General features: G+C 64.9%; 20 protein-coding genes. 7 read left to right on the top strand and 13 right to left on the bottom strand.

The features are described 5' to 3' along the window. Window positions 1-1551 (top strand): tripartite tricarboxylate transporter permease, encoded by a 1551-nt coding sequence (locus L0B83_RS08835; RefSeq protein ID WP_234758036.1) that lies wholly within the window; start codon window positions 1-3, stop codon window positions 1549-1551. Window positions 1552-1683: 132 nt separating this feature from the next. Here the strand turns inward: L0B83_RS08835 and pstB are convergent, their stop codons facing one another. From pstB to pstS, 4 genes are all read right to left on the bottom strand, one after another. After that, window positions 1684-2463: a phosphate ABC transporter ATP-binding protein PstB gene (pstB, locus tag L0B83_RS08840; protein WP_234758037.1), complete on the bottom strand. Its 780-nt coding sequence runs from the start codon at window positions 2461-2463 to the stop codon at window positions 1684-1686. 48 nt (window positions 2464-2511) lie between these two features. Next, window positions 2512-3621 carry a phosphate ABC transporter permease PstA gene (gene pstA, locus L0B83_RS08845; RefSeq protein WP_234758038.1) on the bottom strand — a complete coding sequence of 370 codons (1110 nt, stop codon included), beginning with the start codon at window positions 3619-3621 and terminating at the stop codon, window positions 2512-2514. Beyond that, complete coding sequence (pstC, locus tag L0B83_RS08850; protein ID WP_234758039.1) at window positions 3621-4553, bottom strand: phosphate ABC transporter permease subunit PstC; 933 nt, start codon at window positions 4551-4553, stop codon at window positions 3621-3623. The genes pstA and pstC overlap by 1 nt, the downstream gene beginning before the upstream one ends. Before the next feature lie 139 nt (window positions 4554-4692). Further along, entirely contained in the window at window positions 4693-5814 is a 1122-nt protein-coding gene (gene pstS / locus L0B83_RS08855; protein WP_234758040.1) for a phosphate ABC transporter substrate-binding protein PstS, read from the bottom strand. A gap of 282 nt (window positions 5815-6096) precedes the next feature. Here pstS and L0B83_RS08860 point away from each other — a divergent pair, with 282 nt between their 5' ends. Continuing rightward, a complete protein-coding gene (locus L0B83_RS08860) occupies window positions 6097-7227 on the top strand; it encodes an FUSC family protein (RefSeq protein WP_234758041.1) in 1131 nt (376 codons plus the stop codon). Between the two features lie 41 nt (window positions 7228-7268). Continuing rightward, entirely contained in the window at window positions 7269-8642 is a 1374-nt protein-coding gene (radA, locus tag L0B83_RS08865) for a DNA repair protein RadA (protein ID WP_234758042.1), read from the top strand. Window positions 8643-8835: 193 nt separating this feature from the next. Here the strand turns inward: radA and L0B83_RS08870 are convergent, their stop codons facing one another. Further along, window positions 8836-10449 (bottom strand): peptide chain release factor 3, encoded by a 1614-nt coding sequence (locus tag L0B83_RS08870; RefSeq protein ID WP_234758043.1) that lies wholly within the window; start codon window positions 10447-10449, stop codon window positions 8836-8838. Window positions 10450-10804: 355 nt separating this feature from the next. Here L0B83_RS08870 and L0B83_RS08875 point away from each other — a divergent pair, with 355 nt between their 5' ends. After that, window positions 10805-11116, top strand: a complete 312-nt coding sequence (locus tag L0B83_RS08875) for a hypothetical protein (protein WP_234758044.1) — start codon at window positions 10805-10807, stop codon at window positions 11114-11116. A 236-nt stretch (window positions 11117-11352) separates the two neighbouring features. Beyond that, complete coding sequence (gene disA, locus L0B83_RS08880) at window positions 11353-12429, top strand: DNA integrity scanning diadenylate cyclase DisA (RefSeq protein ID WP_234758045.1); 1077 nt, start codon at window positions 11353-11355, stop codon at window positions 12427-12429. On the opposite strand, the gene L0B83_RS08885 is transcribed toward disA, so the two are convergent. Further along, entirely contained in the window at window positions 12426-13082 is a 657-nt protein-coding gene (locus L0B83_RS08885) for a hypothetical protein (protein WP_234758046.1), read from the bottom strand. The genes disA and L0B83_RS08885 overlap by 4 nt on opposite strands. Window positions 13083-13232: 150 nt before the next feature. Between L0B83_RS08885 and L0B83_RS08890 the strand changes: the two genes are divergently transcribed. Then, complete coding sequence (locus tag L0B83_RS08890; RefSeq protein ID WP_372461177.1) at window positions 13233-14219, top strand: iron-sulfur binding domain-containing protein; 987 nt, start codon at window positions 13233-13235, stop codon at window positions 14217-14219. 22 nt (window positions 14220-14241) lie between these two features. Here the strand turns inward: L0B83_RS08890 and L0B83_RS08895 are convergent, their stop codons facing one another. After that, window positions 14242-14898, bottom strand: a complete 657-nt coding sequence (locus tag L0B83_RS08895) for a class I SAM-dependent DNA methyltransferase (RefSeq protein WP_234758047.1) — start codon at window positions 14896-14898, stop codon at window positions 14242-14244. A 159-nt stretch (window positions 14899-15057) separates the two neighbouring features. Between L0B83_RS08895 and L0B83_RS08900 the strand changes: the two genes are divergently transcribed. Continuing rightward, a complete protein-coding gene (locus tag L0B83_RS08900; RefSeq protein WP_234758048.1) occupies window positions 15058-15546 on the top strand; it encodes a hypothetical protein in 489 nt (162 codons plus the stop codon). A gap of 4 nt (window positions 15547-15550) precedes the next feature. On the opposite strand, the gene dhaM is transcribed toward L0B83_RS08900, so the two are convergent. The 6 genes from dhaM to L0B83_RS08930 all read right to left on the bottom strand — a co-directional run. Next, window positions 15551-16246 (bottom strand): dihydroxyacetone kinase phosphoryl donor subunit DhaM, encoded by a 696-nt coding sequence (dhaM, locus tag L0B83_RS08905; RefSeq protein ID WP_234758049.1) that lies wholly within the window; start codon window positions 16244-16246, stop codon window positions 15551-15553. Next, complete coding sequence (dhaL, locus tag L0B83_RS08910) at window positions 16243-16893, bottom strand: dihydroxyacetone kinase subunit DhaL (protein ID WP_234758050.1); 651 nt, start codon at window positions 16891-16893, stop codon at window positions 16243-16245. Before dhaL ends, dhaM begins: the two co-directional genes overlap by 4 nt. A gap of 2 nt (window positions 16894-16895) precedes the next feature. Continuing rightward, on the bottom strand, window positions 16896-17897 hold the full coding sequence (gene dhaK / locus L0B83_RS08915; RefSeq protein WP_234758051.1) for a dihydroxyacetone kinase subunit DhaK: 1002 nt from the start codon (window positions 17895-17897) through the stop codon (window positions 16896-16898). Window positions 17898-18014: 117 nt separating this feature from the next. Further along, window positions 18015-18524 carry an amino-acid N-acetyltransferase gene (locus tag L0B83_RS08920; RefSeq protein WP_234758052.1) on the bottom strand — a complete coding sequence of 170 codons (510 nt, stop codon included), beginning with the start codon at window positions 18522-18524 and terminating at the stop codon, window positions 18015-18017. A gap of 28 nt (window positions 18525-18552) precedes the next feature. Further along, a complete protein-coding gene (locus L0B83_RS08925) occupies window positions 18553-20655 on the bottom strand; it encodes a S9 family peptidase (protein WP_234758053.1) in 2103 nt (700 codons plus the stop codon). A gap of 148 nt (window positions 20656-20803) precedes the next feature. Further along, the coding region (locus L0B83_RS08930; RefSeq protein ID WP_234758054.1) for an AAA family ATPase at window positions 20804-21808 on the bottom strand (1005 nt) is incomplete at its 5' end.

The following is a 21808-nucleotide window of genomic DNA, read 5'->3' on the forward strand; positions in this document are numbered from 1 at the left end:
ATGGATACTTTCAATCTTTTGCTGCAGGGCTTCTCCACCGCCCTGACCCCTATGAACCTCATGTTCGCTTGCCTTGGCGTGCTCCTCGGCACCGCCGTGGGCGTGCTGCCGGGTATCGGCCCGGCCATGGCTATCGCGCTGTTGCTGCCCCTGACCTACAACCTCGAACCCACCAGCGCGCTCATTATGTTCGCCGGCATCTACTACGGCGGCATGTACGGCGGCTCCACCACGTCCATCCTGCTGAACACCCCAGGCGAATCGTCCACGGTGATCACGGCAATCGAGGGCCACAAAATGGCAAAGGCAGGCCGGGCCGCACAAGCCCTGGCCACGGCAGCCATCGGTTCCTTCGTGGCCGGCACCATTGGAACTGCGCTTTTAGCGGCCTTCGCCCCCTTGGTGGTGAAGTTTGCGGTGAGCCTTGGCCCTTCGAGCTATCTGGCCATCATGGTCCTTGGCTTGTTGACCGTGACTGCCGTCCTTGGAGCCTCCAAGCTCCGAGGCTTCGCATCCCTCGGCCTCGGCCTGGCCATCGGCCTCGTCGGCCTGGACCCGGTGACCGGCCAACAGCGCCTGGTGTTCGGCATCCCCCTGCTGAGCGATGGCCTCGACATCGTTGTGGTTGCCGTGGCGATCTTCGCCGTCGGCGAGGCCCTCTGGATCGCCGCCCATCTTCGCCGCAACACGATGTCCACCATCCCAGTGGGCCAGCCTTGGATGGGCAAGCAGGACTGGAAGCGTTCCTGGAAACCCTGGCTCCGCGGGACCGCGCTTGGCTTCCCGTTCGGCGCCATGCCGGCGGGCGGCGCCGAGGTTCCCACTTTCCTGTCCTACTCGGTCGAGAAGAAGCTCACCAAGCATCCGGAGGAATTCGGGCACGGTGCCATCGAAGGCGTGGCCGGTCCCGAGGCCGCCAACAATGCCTCCGCTGCCGGGACCTTGACGCCGCTGCTGGCGCTCGGCCTGCCGACCAACGCTACGGCGGGCGTGATGCTTGCCGCCTTGATGCAGTTCGGCATCCAACCCGGTCCCCTGCTCTTCCAGAACGAACCCGTCCTGGTCTGGGGCCTCATCGCCAGCTTGTTCATCGGGAACACCCTGCTCCTGCTGATCAACCTGCCGATGGCTCCTTTGTGGGCCAGGCTGCTGGGGATTCCCCGGCCCTACTTGTACGCCGGGATCCTGTTCTTCGCAACGCTGGGCGCGTATGCGGTCAACCTGCAGGCGTTCGACTTGGTCATCCTTCTGGTGCTGGGCGCCCTGGGCTTCGCGATGCGGCGCTTCGGCCTGCCGATCCTGCCCCTGATCATCGGCCTGATCCTGGGTCCTCGGATCGAAAGTCAGCTGCGCAAGGCCTTCCAGCTGAGCGCGGGCGACGTCTCCGGCCTGTGGAACGAACCGGTCGCCGTGGTGGTCTACCTCCTGGTGGCACTCATCCTTTGCTGGCCTTTGGTGGCATTGGCATGGCACCGCTTCCGGCCGGCGAAAGAAGAGGAACCCGCTCGCGGGGCCGGTATCGAGCAGGAGCTGCACCAAAGCCGGCTGTAGTCCGCCAGGCACGCGAAAGCCCGACGGCGACGGTCGCATTTCCAAGTGACCGTCGCCGTCGGGCTTTAGACAAGGGGCCCACGCCGGCGAGGGCCCCGGCCTGAGCTTGCGAAGGCCGGGAGCCGGTGGGGATTATCCGAAGCGGCCGGAGACGTAGTCTTCCGTGGCCTTCTGGGACGGGTTGTTGAAGATGGTGGTGGTGTCCGCAAACTCGATCAGCTTGCCCGGCTTGCCGGTCCCGGCGATGTTGAAGAACGCGGTTCTGTCGGAGACGCGGGCAGCCTGCTGCATGTTGTGGGTCACGATCACCACGGTGTATTCGTCCTTGAGCTCATTGATGAGGTCTTCGACGGCCAAGGTGGAGATGGGGTCAAGAGCGGAGCAGGGCTCGTCCATGAGGATGACCTGCGGTTCAACGGCGATTGCGCGGGCGATGCAGAGCCGTTGCTGCTGGCCTCCGGAGAGACCGGAGCCGGGCTTGTCGAGGCGGTCCTTGACCTCGTTCCACAGGTTGGCGCCGCGCAGGGACTTCTCGACGAGGGTGTCGGCCGCACCCTTGCTGATCCTCTTGTTGTTGAGCTTCACACCGGCCAGCACGTTGTCGCGGATGGACATCGTGGGGAACGGGTTGGGCCGTTGGAAGACCATGCCAACCTGTGTGCGGACCGCCACCGGGTCCACACCGGGACCGTAGAGGTTGTCGCCGTCGAGGAGGACTTCGCCCTCGACGCGAGCGCCGGGAATCACCTCGTGCATGCGGTTCAGGGTGCGCAGGAAAGTGGACTTGCCACAACCGGACGGGCCGATGAATGCCGTGACCGATTTGGCTTCAATGTTGATGTTGACGCCCTCAACGGCCAGGAAGCTGCCGTAGTAGACGTTCAGATCCTTGACGTCGATCCGCTTAGACATGGTGTTCCTTCGGTGCTGTGGTTGGAAGTTTGCGTGGGGCCCGGCGGCTCAACGGCCGGCCTTGGGGGCGAAGAGCCGGGCGACCAGCCTGGCGACGAGGTTCAGGAGCATCACAAGGATGATCAGGACCAGCGCGGCACCCCATGCACGCTGGCTCGACGGGTCCGGGTTCGACGGCGAGGTCGGGTTCAGGATCTGCGTGTAGATGAACGTAGGCAGCGAAGCCATCCAGCCGCCGAACACGTTGTTGTTGATCGTTGTGGCGAACCCGGCGGTGACCAGGATCGGAGCCGTTTCGCCGATCACGCGTGCGATTGCCAAGGTGACGCCGGACGCGATGCCGGAAATCGCCGTCGGGATGACCACCTTGATGATGGTGCGCCACTTGCGGACACCAAGTGCGTAAGCCGCCTCCCGAAGTTCGTTCGGGACGATCTTGAGCATTTCCTCGCTCGAGCGGACCACCACCGGGATCATCAGGACTGAGAGCGCGACGGCGGCAACCGCACCGGTCTTGGTGCCCGGGCCGACCAGCGCGAAGAAAAAGGCTGCAGCAAAGAGACCTGCCACGATCGACGGGATGCCGGTCATGACGTCGACGAAGAATGTGATGGCGCGGGCGAGGGCCCGGTCGTTGCCGTATTCCACCAAATAGATCGCAGTCAGCAGGCCCACCGGAACCGAAATGACCGTGGCGAGCAAGGTGATCTGCACGGTGCCCAGGAGCGCGTGGTAGATGCCGCCAAGGACCTTCGTGCCTTCGTCGACGCTCTTGTTGTCAAGGGAACCCGTGACACCGTTCATGGATGTCGTCAGGAAGCCCGGCGTCACGAGGCCCGGGATACCGTTCACGAGGACGGTCCAGATCACTGAAATCAGGGGCAGCAGCGCCACAAGGAAAGAGCCGACCACCAGGCATGTAGCAAGCTTGTCGCTCGCCTTGCGGCCACCTTCAACAAGAGCGCTCCAGCCCACCAGGCCAATGGCGAACAAGATGGCGGACACCAGGCCCCAGCCGAAGGCGTTGAAGCCGATCAGGGCAAGGATCGCCGCGCCGAGTACCAAGGCGACGGCAAGCACGACATACGGTGCGAACGCGGGCAACTGGCCCTTGGTCAATGCGGAGCGCTTGCGCGCCACGGGGGCGGTGACAGTCATTAATTGGCTCCCGAGAATTCTTTGTGCCTGGAGATGATCCAGCGTGCAATCATGTTGACGGCCAGGGTGATGATGAACAATACCAAGCCTGCCGCGATCAACGTGCTGACCTTGAGTCCGCTGGCTTCAGGGAAGTTCAAGGCGATTTCGGCGGCGATGGTCTGGTTGCCGGTCTGGATCAGGCTTGCGGTCAGGACACCGGAGGACAAAACCAGCGCGACGGCCATGGTCTCGCCAAGCGCACGGCCCAGGCCCAGCATGATGGCGCTCACGATGCCGGGACGGCCGAAGGGCAGCACAGCCATCTTGATCATTTCCCAGCGGGTCGCGCCGAGGGCCAGAGCGGCTTCCTCGTGGAGCTTCGGGGTTTGCAGGAAGATCTCGCGGGACAGGGAAGTGATGATCGGCAAAACCATGACGGAAAGGACGATGCCCGCGGTCAGGATGGTCTTGCCCGTAGCGGAGGCCGGGCCTTGGAAGATCGGCAGCCATCCCATGTTGCTCGCGAGCCAGCCATAGGCTGGCGAAATCTGGGGGGCAAGGAACGCCGCGCCCCATGCGCCGTAGACCACGGACGGAATGGCGGCGAGGAGGTCAACCACGTAGCCGAGGCCCGAGGCAAGCCTGCGGGGGGCGTAGTGCGATATGAACAGCGCGACGCCGACGGCGATGGGAGCAGCGATCACGAGCGCGATGACTGCCGCAATCAGGGTCCCCACGACGATTGGCGCGATGTAGGCGAAGAAGCCGTGGCCGCCTTGGATGTCCGCGGATGGAGCCACGAGGGCCGGAATGGCCTGGATGACAAGGAACAGTGCGACGCCGAAGAGAACCGCAAGGATCAGGCATCCCGCAGCCAGGGTGGCTCCGGAGAAGACCTTGTCCCCGGCGCGGCCGGCGCCTCGGGAAGTGGTCAAGGAGTTGGTGGTCACTTCACGATCCTTCAAATTCACTCAAAAATGGCCAAGTTCCCCGCCCCGTCCGGTGATACCTCACCAGCGCGGGACGGGGAACGTTGATATTCAAGGGTAGTGCTGCGGCGGTGCGCGGCACCACTACTATTTGTTGTGCTTAGGCCTTGGCCTTGATGGAGTCAAGAGCAGCCTTCGCCTTGTCCTGCAGCGCCTTGGAAAGCGGGGCGGACTTAGCCGATCCAGCCGCGGCCTGCTGGCCGGCGTCGGAGACTACGTAGCTCTCGAATGCCTTGACCAGGTCGGCCGTTTCCTTCTTGTCGTAGGTGGTGCAGACGACGTGGTAGGAAACCAGGACTACCGGGTAGGCCGAGGAGTCCGTGGTGGTGCGGTCAAGCTTGATGGAAAGGTCGCCGGTCGGGCGGCCGGAAACGGGCTTGCCCAGTTCAACAGCCTTGGCGGCAGCTGCAGCGGAGATCTTGACGAAGTCCGAGCCAACCTTGATCTGTGCGGTGCCAAGCTTGCCCGAGACAGCGGAGTCATCGGCGTAGGTCACGGCACCCGGGGTGTCGGTGACGGTCTTGACGACGCCGGAGGTGCCCTTGGCGTTCTCGCCCTTCAGGGATGCGGGCCACAGGCCGGCAGCCTTGTCGGTCCAGACCGAGGGAGCGGCAGAAGCCAGGTAGTCCGTGAAGTTCTGGGTGGTGCCGGAGTCGTCAGAGCGGTTGACCGGGGTGACCTTGAGATCCGGAAGGGTGACGCCCGCGTTCAGGGCGGCGATTGCGGGGTCGTTCCAGTTGGCGATCTGGCCGCGGAAGATCTTCGCGACGGTGTCGGCGTCGAGCTTCAGGTCCTTGACGTTAGGAATGTTGAAGGCAACGGCGATCGGGGAGATGTACACCGGGATGTTGATTGCGCCGTCGGTGCCGCACTTGGTCTTGGAGGTGGCCAGCTCAGCGTCGGTCAGGTAGGCGTCAGAGCCTGCGAACTGTGCGGAGCCGTCAAGGATGGCCTTGCGGCCTGCGCCCGAGCCGTCAGGAGAGTACTGGACCGTGGCGCCCGGGTTCGCGGAGGCGAAGTTGGTCTTCCAAGCGTCCATTGCGGCGCCCTGTGCCGAGGAGCCGATGCCGGTCAGGGTGCCGGTAACCTTGACGCCCGCGGCGCTCTGCGTGGCAGACGGTGCGGTGCCCGTTGCGTTGTCTGAACCACAAGCGGTCAGCGCGAGGGCGCCGACTGCGATGACCGCGATTGCCGCGTTGCGGCCGAAGCGAGTTGCCTTCACTGGGATGTACCCCTTCCAGGGATTCTCTGATGCGTGCCGAAGGAGAAGTCGGCATACGAAAGACATGGGTACGTGTTTGTACCTTTATTGACGCTAGGAGCCGCAGGTAACGGGATCGGCTGTCCAAGGTGAACGGCAGATTAACGGCAGGGGGCCATTGGTTTACATATGCGGCGTCGCCCTTGCGTTTTGCACGATGTGAGGGCTTGAGTGACGCCCCTCACTTTGCGGGCCCCTCGGCGGGCCGCACTTCGCAAGCCGCTCCCTGAATAGACTTGAGCCATGACCGCCCCCGCAGGACTTTCAGCCAGCAAGAAATTCGTGCGGGCGCGGATGCGCACCGGGTTTGTCCGTAGCCGGAACTCATTGGTTCCTGCCGTCCAGATGACGGTGTGCGCCGTGGGCGCCTACTCGTTCGCTGAATACATCCTGGGGCACAAGGGACCACTTTTCGCCGCCACTTCATCGCTGATCGCACTCGGCTTCTCGCGGGATCCGCGGCTTCGCCGGGTCGTGGAGGTCGGGCTTGGCTGCACCCTCGGGATCGTCATCGGCGATCTGCTGCTCCACTGGCTGGGTTCGGGTGTCTGGCAAGCCGCCGTCGTGCTTCTCTTCTCTATTCTCCTGGCCCGGTTCCTGGACAGCGGCACCATCTTCACCACCCAGCTCGGCCTTCAGTCCCTTCTCGTGGTCCTGCTGCCGGCACCCGAGGGCGGCCCGTTCACCCGCAGCATTGACGCCGTTGTGGGCGGGGTTTTCGCGCTGCTTGTCACGATGCTGGTCCCGAAGGACCCGCGGAGGGAGCCGCGCCAGGACGTCCGCAAACTCCTGCACGAACTCTCGGAAGTCCTCCGTGAATGCGCCGACGCATTGATCAACAGCGACTCCACACAGGCCTGGCATGCCCTCATCCGGGGACGGAATTGCCAGCCCCTCGTGGACCGGATGCGCCAGTCCCTCAAGGCATCCGGTGAAGTCGCCACGCTCGCCCCGGCCTACCGGCGGCACCGCGACGAACTGACCATGTTGGCGGAATCACTGGATTCCATCGACCTCGCCCTGCGCAACAGCAGGGTGTTCGCACGAAGGCTCACAAGCGCCATCAACCATGCCGCATTGACTGACGAGGCAACAGACAGCATCTCTGAGGTCCTGCAGGACACTTCCGCCGCCGTCGAAGAGCTGTCGCTCGGGCTCGCGGAAGTGCACGACGGCGCCCGCCGGGCCCACCTGCGCCGTGCGCGCCAGGATCTGGCTGACATTGCCACCCGGCTGCACCCCAAAATGCTGCACGTGCGCAAGCTCGAAGGCGAAGCAGTGGTGATGCTCTTCCGCCCTCTGATGGTGGACTTGCTCGAAGCTGCGGGCATGGACCCCCGGGAAGCCCGGGACGTGCTGCCTCCCCTGCAGTGAGGCGGCCTTGACTGTCCTACCCCTCCACTAGCCTTGTACGCATGGCCTCAAAGACTTCACGCACCTCCAAGACACCCGCGTACAAATGCGCCGAATGCGGGTGGGCCACAGTCAAGTGGGTAGGCCGGTGCGGCGAGTGCCAAGCGTGGGGCACCGTGGAGGAAACGGGAACCGTCGTTGCGCGGACGACGGCGGCCACAACGGTTTTGGAGCCGGCCCGCCGGATTGCCGAGGTAGACGGGACCACGGCCGCGTTCCTGCCCACCGGCGTCGACGAGTTGGATCGCGTCCTGGGCGGCGGCCTGGTTCCCGGTGCGGTGATCCTGCTTGCCGGGGAACCCGGCGTCGGGAAGTCCACCCTCCTGCTCGACGTCGCGGCGAAGTTCGCCCGCACGGGCCAGGACGTCCTGTATGTCACTGGCGAGGAATCGGCGGCCCAGGTCAAACTCCGGGCCGAGCGGATTGATGCGGTTGCGCATTCCCTCTATCTCTCCGCGGAAACGGATCTCGGGCAGGCGCTGGGGCAAGTGGAGAAGCTTGAGCCGAAGCTGCTGATCGTGGACTCGGTCCAGACCCTCAGCAGTGCCGACGTCGAAGGTAGCGCGGGCGGAGTCTCACAGGTCCGGGAAGTCGCGGCGTCCATCATCGCCGCCGCAAAGCGCCGCAACATGACAACCCTGCTGGTTGGCCATGTGACGAAGGACGGCTCCATTGCGGGTCCCCGTCTCCTGGAGCACCTGGTGGACGTTGTCTGCCAATTCGAAGGCGAGCGCCATTCCCGCTTGCGCTTGTTGCGCGCGGTCAAGAACCGTTACGGAGCAACGGACGATGTTGGTTGTTTCGACCTGAACGAGGCCGGCATCGAAGGCCTGGCCGATCCCAGCGGCCTTTTCGTGTCCCGGACCCGCGAGCCGGTGTCCGGGACCTGCATCACCGTGACCATGGAAGGCCGGCGCCCGCTGTTGGCCGAGGTGCAGTCGCTCCTGGCCGAAAGCGCGAGCTCCCAGCCGCGCAGGGCCACAAGCGGCCTGGACAGCTCACGCGTTGCCATGCTCCTGGCCGTGCTTCAACAGCGGGCCGGCTGCGTCCTGCACAAGGACGACTCCTACGTGGCCACGGTCGGAGGAGTGAAATTGGGCGAACCGGCCACCGACCTGGCTGTGGCGCTTGCCGTGGCCTCGGCAAAGTCGCGCAAGGCACTCCCGCAGAGGCTCATTGCCTTCGGTGAAGTTGGCCTGGCCGGCGAGGTCCGTCCCGTTCCAGGGATCAACCAGCGCATCCATGAGGCGCAGCGGCTTGGATTTACCCATGCCGTGGTGCCCGCGAGCCCCAATGGGCCGGGTCCCGTCCCGGATGGTTTCTCAGTCCGCGAGGTGGCACACCTGGCCGAGGCCCTGGAACTGCTGATCGCGTAGCGCCCCCATCCTCGCCCTCCAGGGGACATGCCCCCCGTCTTCACTCTCCACGGGACATGCCCCCTGTTCAGGCCAAGGACTGGACATAAACGTAATATGTCCATTCCTTGGCTCACCCGAGGGGCATGTGCAAGAGGCAAAGGTGAGCATGTCCAGTCCTGGGTGCACCCGGGGGGCATGTCCGGAGGACGAGCTACTTCGCGGGGTTGTGCGTTCCGATCGGAACCAGCGTGAGATCCGGGTGGTTCTTCTCGATCCGGCGCAGCGCCCAGACGTCATTGAACAACGCGAGGTATTCGCCGTCGGACCGCAAAAGCACCTCGGCACCCGGGACGTTGGCGAGCGTCGGCATGGCGTCCGCCGTCGTGATTCTTGCCAGCGAGTACGGGAGGCGCTCCAAGCGCATCGGGGCGCTGAAGTCGTGCGCCATGCGGTCTTCAACCACTTCGAACTGCATGGGACCGACGGCGGCTAGCACCGGTGCCTGGTCGCCTCGGACGTCGGAACGGAGCACCTGGATGACACCCTCGTGCTCGAGCTGCTCAATGCCGCGGCGGAACTGCTTGAAGCGGCTGGGGTCCTGGGACCGGGCCACTTGGAAATGCTCGGGGGCGAAGAGCGGAATGGCGGGAAATTCCACAGGTTCGTCCAAGAAAAGGCTGTCCCCTACGCGGAGTGAGGACGCGTTTACCAGACCAACCACGTCGCCGGGATAGGCCTCGTCGATGACTTCCCGTTCGCGGCCGAAGACCTGCTGGGCGTACTTGGTGGCGAAGGACTTCCCCGTGCGTGTCTGCGTGACCACCATGCCGCGCTCGAACACACCCGAGCACACGCGGATGAATGCAACATGGTCGCGGTGGGCCTTGTTCATGCCGGCCTGGACTTTGAAGACGAACCCGGCGAACGGAGCGTCAACGGAACGGGGCTCGCCCGCGACGTCGGGGCGGGGCGCTGCGGGAGGCGCGAAGTCCACCAGGGCGTCCAGGATCTCCTTAACCCCGAAGTTCAGGGCCGCGGAGCTGAAGAGGATTGGTGTTGCTGTTCCGGCGTGGAAGCTCTCCACGTTGAACTCGAGGTTTGATTCGATCACGAGTCCGGCTTCGTCGACCGCGTCGCTCCAGTTGTTCCCTTGGCTTTCGGCCGCTTCTTCCGGGGTGAAGTACTCCGTGATGGCGATGTTGGCGCCGGCGTTGTTGCGCGCGAACATCGCGAAACGGTCATTCCGCAGATCCCAGACCCCACGGAAGTCGCCGGAAATGCCCACGGCCCAGGTCAAGGGCATGGGCTGCAAGCCGGTCCGCTCCGTGATCTCGTCCATGAGCGCCAGGGCGTCCAGGCCCGGACGGTCCCACTTGTTGATCACGGTGATGATCGGGAGGTTCCGCTGCTTGCAGACCTCGAAGAGCTTCATGGTCTGGGTTTCGAGGCCCTTTGCCGCGTCCACCAGCATGACTGCGCAATCGACGGCGGCAAGGACGCGGTAGGTGTCCTCGGAGAAGTCGGCGTGGCCGGGGGTGTCCAGCAGGTTGATCACGGTGTCCCGGTAGGAGAACTGCAATGCCGCGGAGCTGATGGAAATACCGCGGTCCTTTTCCATCTGCATCCAGTCGGAAACGGTTTCCTTGCGGTTGGCCTTGCCGCTGGAAGCACCGGCGGTGCCGATGACTTTGGCGTGCAGGGCGAGGGCTTCCGTGAGCGTGGACTTGCCGGCGTCAGGGTGCGAAATGACCGCGAAAGTCCGACGCCGGGACGCCTCGTGGTGAATTTCCTGGACTCGGGCGGGGCTCAGGACTTCTTGGGACACGGTGCTACTTTCGCTGCGATCTGGGCGTTGCCCGCACTGGAACGACGGGCCGAACGTGGAATGGTGGCTGGATACGGGCCCTGTGCCGGCCGGGGACCAACTCAGGGAGTGGCACGATTTGCGCGCCAGCCAAGGTATCAAGTTTATCGCAGGCCGGGAGCAGCCCGCAGGCGCAGCCCCAAAGCGCAGTCCCAACCGGCGCTTAACAGGATGGAAACGAGGTGCACAAACCTCCGAAATCACCGCCCGATAGTTTGAAGCCTTGGCGGAAGCGTCCGGTGCGCGTTGGAGCCATCCGCCAGGAAAACATGAGCAGCCGACGACGGCATGTACGGCATGAAAGGAACAGGCATCAATGAAGCCAGGGAATGACTTGTTCTACGACCCCCTCGGCCCCGCCCCCGCCGCCAACTCCGCCCCGAACTCCACGGCGAACTCCGCGGCGAACTCCGCCGCGAACTCCACTGGGTTCACGGCGGCGAACTCCACCCCGGGCAGGAGCCTGCCCACGCAAGGACACCGCGCGGATGCCGCCTCCGGAGGGACCCGCCCCACGAGGAAGCAATCGCATGACATGCGAGGCGCGGCGGGCAGGGAAGCCGCCCTGCAGGATGTGCAACGCGACCTTGAGCGGCTCGCCCTCGCCCGCCTTCGGACGGCTCGCTGAGGGCCCGCAGGGAAAAAGCGGAAAGCGGCTGTCCGGCGACCGCCGTCGAACGCGTTTCCGAGGTGATGTCACGCAAGCCCTTTTGGGGCACTTTAAGGCTTGCCCGTGCGGTTGTTGCCGTTCCGTACCTCTATTATTGAGCTTGCGGGAAAACTAGCATTTTGATCCCGCGGACTTATTGCTGAGAAACGGCACACTTGCGGGCTCGCCTGCGTGCACCTTTGAAGGGAACACCTATGGCTCGGAGCCCCGAAGATTCGCTCAAGGCGACTCTGGGCAGGGTGGCCCCCGGAACACCATTGCGCGACGGCCTGGAACGCATCCTCCGTGGGCGCACCGGCGCCCTGATCGTGCTGGGCACGGACCGGACCATCGAGTCCATCTGCTCCGGCGGCTTTGAAATCGGGATCGAATTCTCCCCGACCCGCCTGCGCGAACTCGCCAAAATGGACGGGGCCATCGTTTGCGACAAGGACGCCGGGAACATCCTGCGCGCTGGAGTGCAGCTTGTGCCGGACTCCAGCATCGAGACCCATGAATCGGGAACGCGTCACAGGACGGCCGAGCGCGTTGCCATCCAGACCGGCGTTCCGGTGATTTCGGTCAGCCAGTCAATGCAGATCATCGCCCTGTACGTCAACGGCCTGCGGCACGTGCTTGAGGGCTCGGAGAAGGTCCTGGCCCGCGCCAACCAGGCTCTCGCAACACTCGAACGCTACAGCGCCCGCCTGGACCAGGTCACCAGCGCCCTGTCGGCCCTCGAAATCGAGGCCATGGTCACCGTCAGGGATGTGGCCGTCACCCTCCAACGCCAGGAAATGGTCCGCCGGATCGCCGAGGAAATCGCCCAGTACGTCCTCGAGCTAGGCGAGGACGGCAGGTTGCTTTCGCTGCAGTTGGAAGAGCTCACCACCGGCCGCGGACCCGGCAGCGACGTAATCATCCGCGACTACGCAGGCGCCGATGCCTCACAGCAGGACATCGACGGCGCGGTGCAGGCCCTCCTGGATCTCAGCCCGGCGGAGCTGATTGACCTGGGCAAGATTTCGGGGATCATCGGTTTCGCCGGTGGCATGGACGTGCTCGACGCCGGTGTGCAGCCGCGCGGCTACCGCCTCTTATCAGGGCTGAAATCGGTGCCGAAAGCCGTGGCCGACCGTTTGGTTGAGCACTTCGGCGGACTTCAGTACCTCATGGCCGCCACCATCGACGATCTCATGACAGTGGACGGCATCGGCGACCAGCGCGCCCGGACCGTCCGCGAAGGGCTCAGCCGCATGGCCGAAGCCAGCCTGCTGGACAGGTTCCTCTAGCGCAGCTCGAAAACCGCTCTGGTGCTCGCCTTGTTTCCGAGCACTGCCTTGAAGGTGTAGGTGCCGGTGGCCGGCTTGGCCGAGATGACGCCGCAGCCCTCCGTCGTCCGGTTGCGCTGCCAAGGGAAGTTGGCGGTCTCGCTCTTGCCCGGATCGATCTGCTTCACGAGGTCATCGCCCTTCGCTTGGCAGTCCTTGGAGGAGAAGATCCGGTCGTCGCCGCTCATCACCAGGAACTCCATCTGGGACGTGCCGACGTTGACCTGACACGGTGCCACTCCGCCGTTGGTGATCTTCATGCTCAGCACGGGATTCTGCCCGGCCGCATAGGCAGGCTGGTCCGTGGATGCCGTCACCGTCACCAGATTGAGGTCGCACACCGGCGTGGCCGAGGTGGTTGCGGTGGCAGCGACCGGATCGGTCGAAGGGGCCTGGCTCGCAGGAGCGGCTACCGTCGCTTGGGTCTTGGCTACGCCGGGATCAGCCTTGCCTGAAAGGGATGAGCTCATGGCAACAGCCCCGGCGACGAGCATCGCCAAGACCACTAGGAGGGCACCGAAGACAACCAGCCTCCGACGCCGATAAACGGCAGGGCTCGGCCGTCGCCCTTGGGGCGTGCGCGCCCTCGGCGGTTGCTTACCCTTGTTGACCATGCTTCTAGGCTAGGCAACGCAAGAGCTGGATGGCACCGCACCACGCCGCCCGCGGTCAGTGTGACCTACGTCATTCCGGCGGCTCCACTACAGTGGATGGCAGGAATCGGCCGCCACCAGGGCCCGTTACGAACCGCAGCAAGGATCTCCATGTCACTGCCAGGCTCCGTCGAGATTGCGCGCGCCGCCGAACTTGCCGACACCCCTTACCTCACGGACTTGCACCATTCCATGGACCGCTGGTTCTCGGAGGTTGCACGCGTATTGCCGTGGAGGGCACCGGACTGCAGCCCTTGGGGAATCCTGGTCAGCGAGGTGATGCTGCAGCAGACTCCCGTAGCCCGGGTCCTGCCGGTGTGGGCAGAGTGGATGGAACGCTGGCCTGAACCTGCGGATCTCGCCAGGGAGCCCGCGGGTGAGTCCGTGCGGCATTGGGGCAGGCTTGGTTATCCCCGCCGCGCGCTCAGGCTCCACGCGGCCGCCGTCGCGATCGTCGAGCAGCACGGCGGCAGGGTGCCGGACACGCACGCGTCGCTGTTGACCCTTCCCGGCGTCGGCGACTACACGGCAGCGGCGGTGGCTGCTTTCGCGTTCGGGCGCCGCGAAACCGTGGTGGACACGAACATCCGGCGAGTTCATGCCCGGCTCGTTTCAGGACTCGCGCTGCCGGCGCCGTCGCTCAGCGCGTCGGAGATGCGACTCGCCCAATCGCTCATGCCCGACGATGCAGGGCTTTCCGTCCGCTGGAACGCTTCCGTCATGGAACTCGGAGCGATCGTGTGCACGGCCCGCTCCCCCAAATGCACCGACTGTCCCGTGAGCGACTCCTGCGCGTGGCTTGCCGCAGGTGAACCGCCCCCGACGTACACCCCCAAGGGCCAGGCATGGCACGGCACCGACCGGCAGTTGCGGGGCGCCGTCATGGCCGTATTGCGCGCGGCGGATTCGCCGGTAGCCACTGAGTTGTTCGAGCGCCCCGCGGCCGACCTCGGTTTCGATGCGGACGGCATAGCCGTACCCCTGGCCGCCCTGCACCGCTTGAATTCAGCGCCCGAGCAGCTGGAACGCGCCCTCGAGGGGCTCCTCAGCGACGGCCTGGCAGAGATGCACGACGGCGGACTGCGCCTCCCGGCCTAGGCTTCCGTCTGCGCTGCTTCCTTTAGGCAGCGGCCGGTTTGCGGGCCAGGAGGTAGGCCTGCCGGGTCTTCTCGTACTTGCCGTCCGGTTCCCGGAGAAGCTGTGCTTCGACGACGAGGCCGGCCTGCACAAGGAGTTCAGAGATGCGTTCCGGCTGCAAGCGGTAGGCATCGAGGTCGATCTCGTGGCCGTACGCGAAGTCCAGGTGCCTGGGCCCGTCCCCGGCCTGGAACGCGAGCAGCACCAGACCGCCGTCGAGGAGGGTCCGGTTGAACTCCGCGAACACCCGCGGCAAACGGGCCGGAGGCGTGTGGATGATCGAATACCACGCGACGATCCCGTCCAAGGTACCGTCCGTGATCTCCAGCGCTTCCATCGTGCCTATACCGAACTGCAGGCCAGGGTGGTCGCGGCGGGCTACTGCCACCATCTCGGGCGACAAGTCGATGCCGAAAGCGGCCAAACCGAGTGAATTCAAGTACGCCGTGATACGCCCGGGCCCGCACCCAATGTCGGCAACCGCCCGGCCTCCTGAGGACCGCACGAGCTCGGCAAAGGTGCCGAGCATGGCCCGGTCAAAGGGCTTGGTGTCGAGTTCGTTGCGCAGGAGTCCGGCGTAATCGGCAGCTACCGTGTTGTAGGCGGCGCGAGTGGCATGCACATCCGACGGTTCAGTCATGCAATGAACCCTAGTCCTGGCCGTCAGCTTCCTTCGTGCGCCCGGCCGTGACATGGTCCCAGGTCGCGGAGCGGCAACGATCCGCGGATGCCGGTAACGATGTGCCTGCGAGTTGCGGACATCCCGTTCCCGGCCTCGCCGGCGGGATTATTCTCAAGTATGCGCAGGTTGTGGACCGCCATTGCATTGACCACGACGGCGGCGCTCTGGTCCGGATGCGAGCCTCAAGCCACCGTTTGTCCGGCAATCGCGATGGCCCCAGTGGTCTCCCTGACAATTACGGCGGACTATGCGCCGACGGTAAAGACCATCCATTTGAAGGCATGCCAGGACGGAAAATGCCACGAGGCCGATCTGGATCTGCGCCCGGGCAGTGTGTCCATCCCCCAACCCTGCGCCCCGGAAACCGAGAGGCCATGCTCCGCCGTCGCGTCACCGGACGGCACCCGCTACGGCTTCCTGAACATGGGAACGCTAACGTCCTCGCCCATAGATGCCGAAGTAACCGGCGCGGACACAAACGGTGCAGCCTTGCCGGTGAGGACACTCATTTTCACGCCGAAAAGCGCCAAGCCGTGGGGCGAGCAGTGCCAGACCACCGTCACCGCGAGCCTCCTGCTCGATGCCCACGGGCTGCGGCAGTCCTGAAACGTCAGATCTCCCCGAATCCCTGTTCCACGAGCCGCCGGACGTAGTCCACTGCTTTCGATGAATCCTTGCCCCAGGCCTCGATCCTGAGCTTGTCGCCCTTGCCCACGGCGAGGCTCATGAGCTCCATGATGGATGTGCCATCGGCTCCGTTTACTGTTGCCTCGACGTCCATTCCGGCGAGTCCGCCCGCAATCTTCGCAGCAGGCCGGGCGTGCATTCCCATGGGGTTTATGAGCTCGAACTCGCCGCTGTCCGCCGGTTCTCCCCTTCCTTGGGACCCGGCCGTCCCCGCGGGCCCAAAGGCAGGCTCCGGTCCGAATCGGACCGCCTCCGCCGCGGCCTTCACTTCGGCAGCCGTCGCTCCACCCTGCGCAGCCACCGCTGCGGCAACCAGGCCCTCCACCACGGGAGCGTCGGCGAGGAGCACTTTATCCGGCTCGCTGCAGAACTCGGCAGCTGATTCTGCAGTCATGACCGCAGAGCCAAGGTCCGTCAGGACCACCACGCCGTCCCCTGAAGCCTCCCCGAGGCCGGCGTCGAACGCGGCGGCGACTCTCTCCAAGTCAGTGCCAATCCGGCCATCATCCGTACCGCCGACGGGGTAGAACCTCACATCGGGGGCCATCTGGGCGGCCAATTCCACCGCGCCTTCCGCGATCTTCCGGCTGTGCGAGACCACCACCAAGCCCACTGTCATTCAGCGGAACCTTCGGGGAATCCCGCTGCGGTAGCGGCTGCACGCAACAACAGGGCCGAAGACGCCGCCCCGGGATCGCGGTGACCGGCGCTGCGCTCACCGAGGTAGCTGGCGCGCCCCTTGCGGGCTACCAACGGATCCGTGGTCACGGCCCCGACCTCGGCAGCTTCGGCTGCCGCGGCCAGCACCGCAACAGCATCGCCACCGGCCGCGAGGACTTCGTCCGCCGCTTCCACGGCCGGAGACCAGGCATCCACCATGGTTTTGTCGCCCAACACGGCCTTGCCGCGGGCAACAATTCCGTCCCGTGCCGCAGTCAGTGCTCCGGCGAGCGCCGCCGCATCAATGTCAGTGCTCTCACCCAGCGCCGTGGCAGCCCGAAGATACGCGGTTCCATACAGCGGCCCGGCCGCGCCGCCCACCTTGGACATCAAGGCCATCGCCGCCAGCTTCAGGGCTGCACCGGGGGTTTCCGGCGGGCTCTGGGCAAGCTTCTCCATGACAGCCTGGAATCCCCTGTCCATGTTTTCGCCGTGGTCCGAGTCGCCGATCGCACGGTCCAGTGCGATCAACTCCTCCCTGTGCTCGGCTATGCGCCGTGCGGAGAGTGTCAACCAGTCGACCGCCCATTCGACCCCAAGGCCCATTGTCACATCCCCCAGCGCAGGGCCGGAGTGTGGACCGGTGCATCCCAAAGGGCGGTGAGTTCGTCATCAAGACGCAGCACTGAGATGGAGCAGCCCTGCATCTCGAGCGACGTGACATAGTTGCCAACGAGGGAGCGTTCCACCCTGGCTCCTCTTTCCGCGAGGATCTGGGCAGCCCGGCGATAGACGATGTACAGCTCGCTGAGGGGCGTACCGCCCATACCGTTGACGAAGAGCAGCACTTCTTCGCCGGCCTTGATCCCGAGGTCTTCCAGGACAGGGTCCAAAAGGCGGCTGGTGATGCCGTCTGCGCCTTCCATGGCGATCCGGTGCCTGCCCGGTTCACCGTGAATGCCGATGCCGATTTCGATCTCGTCTTCAGCGAGCTCAAACGTGGGCACCCCGGCATGCGGAACAGTGCAGCCGGAAAGGGCGACGCCCATGGTGCGCACATTGCGGACCACTCCCTCCGCTACGCCAGCGACGGCTTCCAGGGAATCCCCACGCTCCGCCGCCGCTCCGGCGATCTTTTCGACCAGCACGGTGCCACCCACGCCGCGCCGGCCCGCCGTATACAGGGAGTCCTCCACGGCGACGTCGTCGTTGACGAGGATCGAACGGACGCTGACTCCCTCGGCCTGGGCCATCTCCGCCGCGGTCTCGAAGTTCAGCACGTCACCGGTGTAGTTCTTCACGATGTGTATGACGCCGGCCCCGGAATCGACAGCGGTGGTGGCAGGAATGATCTGGTCCGGCGTGGGCGAGGTGAAGACCGCCCCGGGCACGGCCGCGTCGAGCATTCCGTGCCCCACGAAGCCGGCATGAAGCGGTTCGTGGCCGCTCCCTCCGCCTGACACAAGGGCCACTTTGCCCGCCACGGGCGCTCCTTTTCGAACAAGGAAGATAGGGTCCGTGTGGACTTCCACAAGATCCGCATGGGCCATGCCGAAACCCTCGACAGACTCGTCCACCACCGAGCGGGGATCGTTGATGAGCTTTTTCATGGCGCGCTCCTCGGGCGTTGCTGGTAGGTGATTTGACCCTACTACCAGCGCCCCGGGCACGGTAGGGGAACGGCCCGGATGTGGAATCCGGAACGCCCCAGGCAAGACGATATGGAGCTAGAGGATCTTGATCATGCGGGTGTTGCCCAAGGTGTTGGGCTTCACCCGGGCGAGATCGAGGAACTCGGCCACGCCTTCGTCGTGGGACCGCAGCAATTCCGAATAGACCTGCGGGTCGACGGCGGTCTGGTCGGCCATGACTTCGAAGCCGTGGCGCTTGAAGAAGTCCACTTCGAACGTCAGGCAGAAGACCCGCGCAACGCCCAAGGCGCGGGCGTCCTCCAGCAGCTGCTGGACCAGGACGTGGCCTACGCCCTTGCCCCGCCAATTGTCGTCCGCAGCCAAAGTGCGGACCTCTGCCAGGTCCTCCCACATGACGTGCAGCGCACCGCAACCGATCACCTCGCCGGCGGACGATTCGGCGATCCGGAACTCCTGGAGGCTCTCGTAGTAGGCAACGGTCTCCTTGGCCATGAGTATCCGCCGCTCTGCCAATGGCGCCACAAGCTTCTTGATCGCGGCAACATCGCCGGTGCGGGCAGGACGGATACTGAAGGCGGAAGTCACAGCCCCAATCTTACGAGGCGAAAAGCCCCTAGAGCCCCAGGTCCTCAGGGACAGGAACCTCCTGTCCCAGTACATGCCGGGCCAGGAAGTGCTCCACGACGCCGTACCAGACCTTGGCGTGCTGCGGCTTGAGGATCCAATGGTTCTCGTCAGGGAAGTACAGGAAACGGTGCTGGGTTTCACCGCCCTCATCGGCGGGCAGCCCCGAACTGGAAAGAAGTTCGTACCAAAGCCTCAGGCCCTCACCGATCGGCACCCGGTAATCCTTGTCGCCGTGAATCACCAGCATGGGCGTCTTGATGTTGGCGACATGGCGATGGGGCGAATTGTCCAGTGCCATCTCCGGGGTCATTTCCTTGAGCCAGTACTGCGAAGCGTCCGTGGTGGGGCCGAACTGGTCCATGGCCCACAAACTGGCGTGCGTCACGATCGCCTTGAAACGATCAGTGTGCCCGGCCACCCAGTTGGCCATGTATCCGCCGAAAGAGCCACCCATGGCAGCTGTCCGCGTCTGGTCGATGTCAGGCCGCTGGACCACTGCGTCGGTGATGGACATCAGGTCCGTATAGGGCGCCTTGCCCCATTCACCCCAGCCGCGCTGGATGAATCGCTGGCCATACCCGGTGGACAGTGCCGGGTCCGGCAATAGCACGGCATACCCCTTCGACACGAGCAGCCACGGATTCCACCGCCAGGACCAGGCATTCCACGAGCCCAATGGCCCGCCGTGGATCCACAACAGCAAGGGCGCCGGGTTTGCCTCCGACGCGCCTTCCGGAAGCGCGAGGTACGCCGGAACCCTCGAACCGTCTGCCGCGGTTGTCTCCACCCGCTCCAGTGAGCCTTTGATCCTCGGACGATCGGCAGGCGCAGGAAGCCGTTCGACATCGCCAGAGGCGAGTTCGATCCGGACCGGTTCCGCCGGGAATTCATACGAACTGCGCAGCGCAAACGCGCTCAACCCGTCAGGGGAAACCACGACGTCGGTGTACGCCGCCGCGTCCTGCGTCACGCGGGTGACCGTACCGTCGGCGACGGCGACCCGGAAGACCGGCGTGGCGCCGTCGTCGTCGGCCGTGACGAGGAGCGAGCGCCCGTCCGGAAGCCAGGCCGCGGGGCTGCCCCAGCGGTCCCACGCGGGCGCGAGCGGCTCGAGGTCAAGCGTTTCTCCGGCGCCGACGTTCAAGAGGTGCAGTTTGACCTGCGGTGCCTGGCTGGGGGTGCTGTCGCTTTCGCTCACCACACAGAGCCACTTGTTGTCAGGGCTGACGGGGCCGGGGCGATAGCTTATCCCGTCCTGGTCAAGGAGCACCTTGATTGAACCGGAAGCGACGTCGACGGCGGCCAGCACGAAACGCGTGTCTGCTTTCGCGAGCGGCTTGGCCATGCTCGTGTAGATGGTCTTGCCGTCCGGGCTGACCACCGCGTCGGTATTGCGGAGATTGCCGCCGACGCCGGGCGTGAGATTGCGCAGTTTCAGGGATGGGGTTTCGTCAACGGTCGCGGGCTTGCCGGACTCGACCGTGTCTCCCTTTTCCACGGCAAACAGCCGGGGCTGCGCCGGGCCCAGATCTGCGTCCCAGTAGCGGACCGGGTAGCCGGTGTGCAGAATGGCCGCCACCTTGTTGTCCTTGCGGCTCTTGCGGCGCTCCTCGTCATTGTCTTCATCGGTGGAACCGGCAAGGACCGGAGCCGTGACGAATGTTGCGTCCGCGGCGGAGGCCGCCATGACGCCCCCGACACCGCCCGCGCGGGAATGGACCACGCGCGCCTCGCCGCCATCGGCGGGCAACATCCACAATGCGCTCACGGGGTCGGTGTCAGGGCTGTCCGGATCGGGCCGGGCTGAGGTGAAGTAGAGGTCGCCGTTGGGGGCAAACACCGCGCCGGTTTCTCCCTTGGCACTGCGCGTGATGCGGCGGGCGTGTTTCTTCCCCGCCGGATCGAGCTCCCAGAGGGCCGTGACGTACTCAGTGCCCTTGGCGTTGAGGGTGGAAACCGTAGTGACAAGCCGGCTTCCGTCCGTGCTGAGGGCCAGGCCGCCGACCCGTGGGATGGCCACATAGTGGTCGAGATCGTGGAAAGGAGTTTCCGGTTGTGTGTCCGGGGTCTCTGAGGGATTCGATTCCATGCTCCGATTCAACACGCAATGTGCCGAAGATCACAAAAGGCGCACTGAGAGTGAAGCACTTATTTCAGATATTGCGGGCTTCGAACGCGAAAAACCCCGCCCGCTCCTTTCGGGAGCGGACGGGGTTTTGCGTCGGCGGAACCGGAGACTAGGCGCTCGGAGCGATTTCCGGGATACGCGGCTTGGCGTTGCCTGCGAAGGTGAACTTGGCGTCGTCGCCTTCGCCGTCCACGTCGACCACCACGATGTCGCCGGGGTGCAGCTCACCGAACAGGATCTTCTCGGAGAGCTGGTCCTCGATCTCGCGCTGGATGGTGCGGCGCAGCGGCCTGGCACCCATCGCCGGGTCGTAGCCCCTGGTCGCCAGGAGGACCTTGGCGGCCTTGGTGAGCTCGATGCCCATGTCCTTGTCCCTGAGGCGGGTCTCGAGGCGCGTGACGAACAGGTCGACGATCTCGATGATCTCGTCCTGCGTGAGCTGCGGGAACACCACGACGTCGTCAACGCGGTTGAGGAACTCGGGACGGAAGTGCTGCTTGAGCTCTTCGGTGACCCGCGCCCGCATCCGGTTGTAGCCGGTGGTGGTGTCCGTGCCGGACTGGAAGCCCGTTGCCACGCTCTTGGAGATGTCGCGGGTGCCCAGGTTGGTGGTCATGATGATCACGGTGTTCTTGAAGTCCACCACGCGGCCCTGGGAGTCGGTCAGGCGGCCGTCTTCCAGAATCTGCAGCAGCGAGTTGAAGAGGTCCGCGTGGGCCTTCTCCACTTCGTCGAACAGCACCACGGAGAACGGACGACGGCGGACCTTCTCGGTCAGCTGCCCGCCTTCTTCGTAGCCCACGTAGCCCGGAGGCGCACCGAAGAGGCGCGAGACAGTGTGCTTCTCGGAGTACTCCGACATGTCCAGCGTGATGAGGGCGTCCTCTTCACCGAACAGGAATTCCGCAAGGGCCTTGGCGAGCTCGGTCTTTCCGACGCCGGTGGGGCCGGCGAAGATGAACGAGCCACCCGGACGCTTGGGGTCCTTCAGGCCAGCACGGGTGCGGCGGATCGCCTGGGAGAGGGCACGGATGGCCTCGTCCTGGCCGACGACGCGTTTGTGCAGCTCCTCTTCCATCTTGAGGAGGCGGCTGGACTCTTCCTCGGTGAGCTT

Source organism: Arthrobacter alkaliphilus, assembly GCF_021483235.1.
GTDB lineage: Bacteria > Actinomycetota > Actinomycetes > Actinomycetales > Micrococcaceae > Arthrobacter > Arthrobacter alkaliphilus.

Bases quoted from the DNA above. Each gene is read 5' to 3' on its own strand.
- L0B83_RS08835 (WP_234758036.1), top strand. From the start codon at position 1: ATGGATACTTTCAATCTTTTGCTGCAGGGCTTCTCCACCGCCCTGACC.
- pstB (WP_234758037.1), bottom strand. From the start codon at position 2,463: ATGTCTAAGCGGATCGACGTCAAGGATCTGAACGTCTACTACGGCAGC.
- pstA (WP_234758038.1), bottom strand. From the start codon at position 3,621: ATGACTGTCACCGCCCCCGTGGCGCGCAAGCGCTCCGCATTGACCAAG.
- L0B83_RS08860 (WP_234758041.1), top strand. From the start codon at position 6,097: ATGACCGCCCCCGCAGGACTTTCAGCCAGCAAGAAATTCGTGCGGGCG.
- radA (WP_234758042.1), top strand. From the start codon at position 7,269: ATGGCCTCAAAGACTTCACGCACCTCCAAGACACCCGCGTACAAATGC.
- L0B83_RS08875 (WP_234758044.1), top strand. From the start codon at position 10,805: ATGAAGCCAGGGAATGACTTGTTCTACGACCCCCTCGGCCCCGCCCCC.
- disA (WP_234758045.1), top strand. From the start codon at position 11,353: ATGGCTCGGAGCCCCGAAGATTCGCTCAAGGCGACTCTGGGCAGGGTG.
- L0B83_RS08885 (WP_234758046.1), bottom strand. From the start codon at position 13,082: ATGGTCAACAAGGGTAAGCAACCGCCGAGGGCGCGCACGCCCCAAGGG.
- L0B83_RS08890 (WP_372461177.1), top strand. From the start codon at position 13,233: ATGTCACTGCCAGGCTCCGTCGAGATTGCGCGCGCCGCCGAACTTGCC.
- L0B83_RS08895 (WP_234758047.1), bottom strand. From the start codon at position 14,898: ATGACTGAACCGTCGGATGTGCATGCCACTCGCGCCGCCTACAACACG.
- L0B83_RS08900 (WP_234758048.1), top strand. From the start codon at position 15,058: ATGCGCAGGTTGTGGACCGCCATTGCATTGACCACGACGGCGGCGCTC.
- dhaM (WP_234758049.1), bottom strand. From the start codon at position 16,246: ATGACAGTGGGCTTGGTGGTGGTCTCGCACAGCCGGAAGATCGCGGAA.
- dhaL (WP_234758050.1), bottom strand. From the start codon at position 16,893: ATGGGCCTTGGGGTCGAATGGGCGGTCGACTGGTTGACACTCTCCGCA.
- dhaK (WP_234758051.1), bottom strand. From the start codon at position 17,897: ATGAAAAAGCTCATCAACGATCCCCGCTCGGTGGTGGACGAGTCTGTC.
- L0B83_RS08925 (WP_234758053.1), bottom strand. From the start codon at position 20,655: ATGGAATCGAATCCCTCAGAGACCCCGGACACACAACCGGAAACTCCT.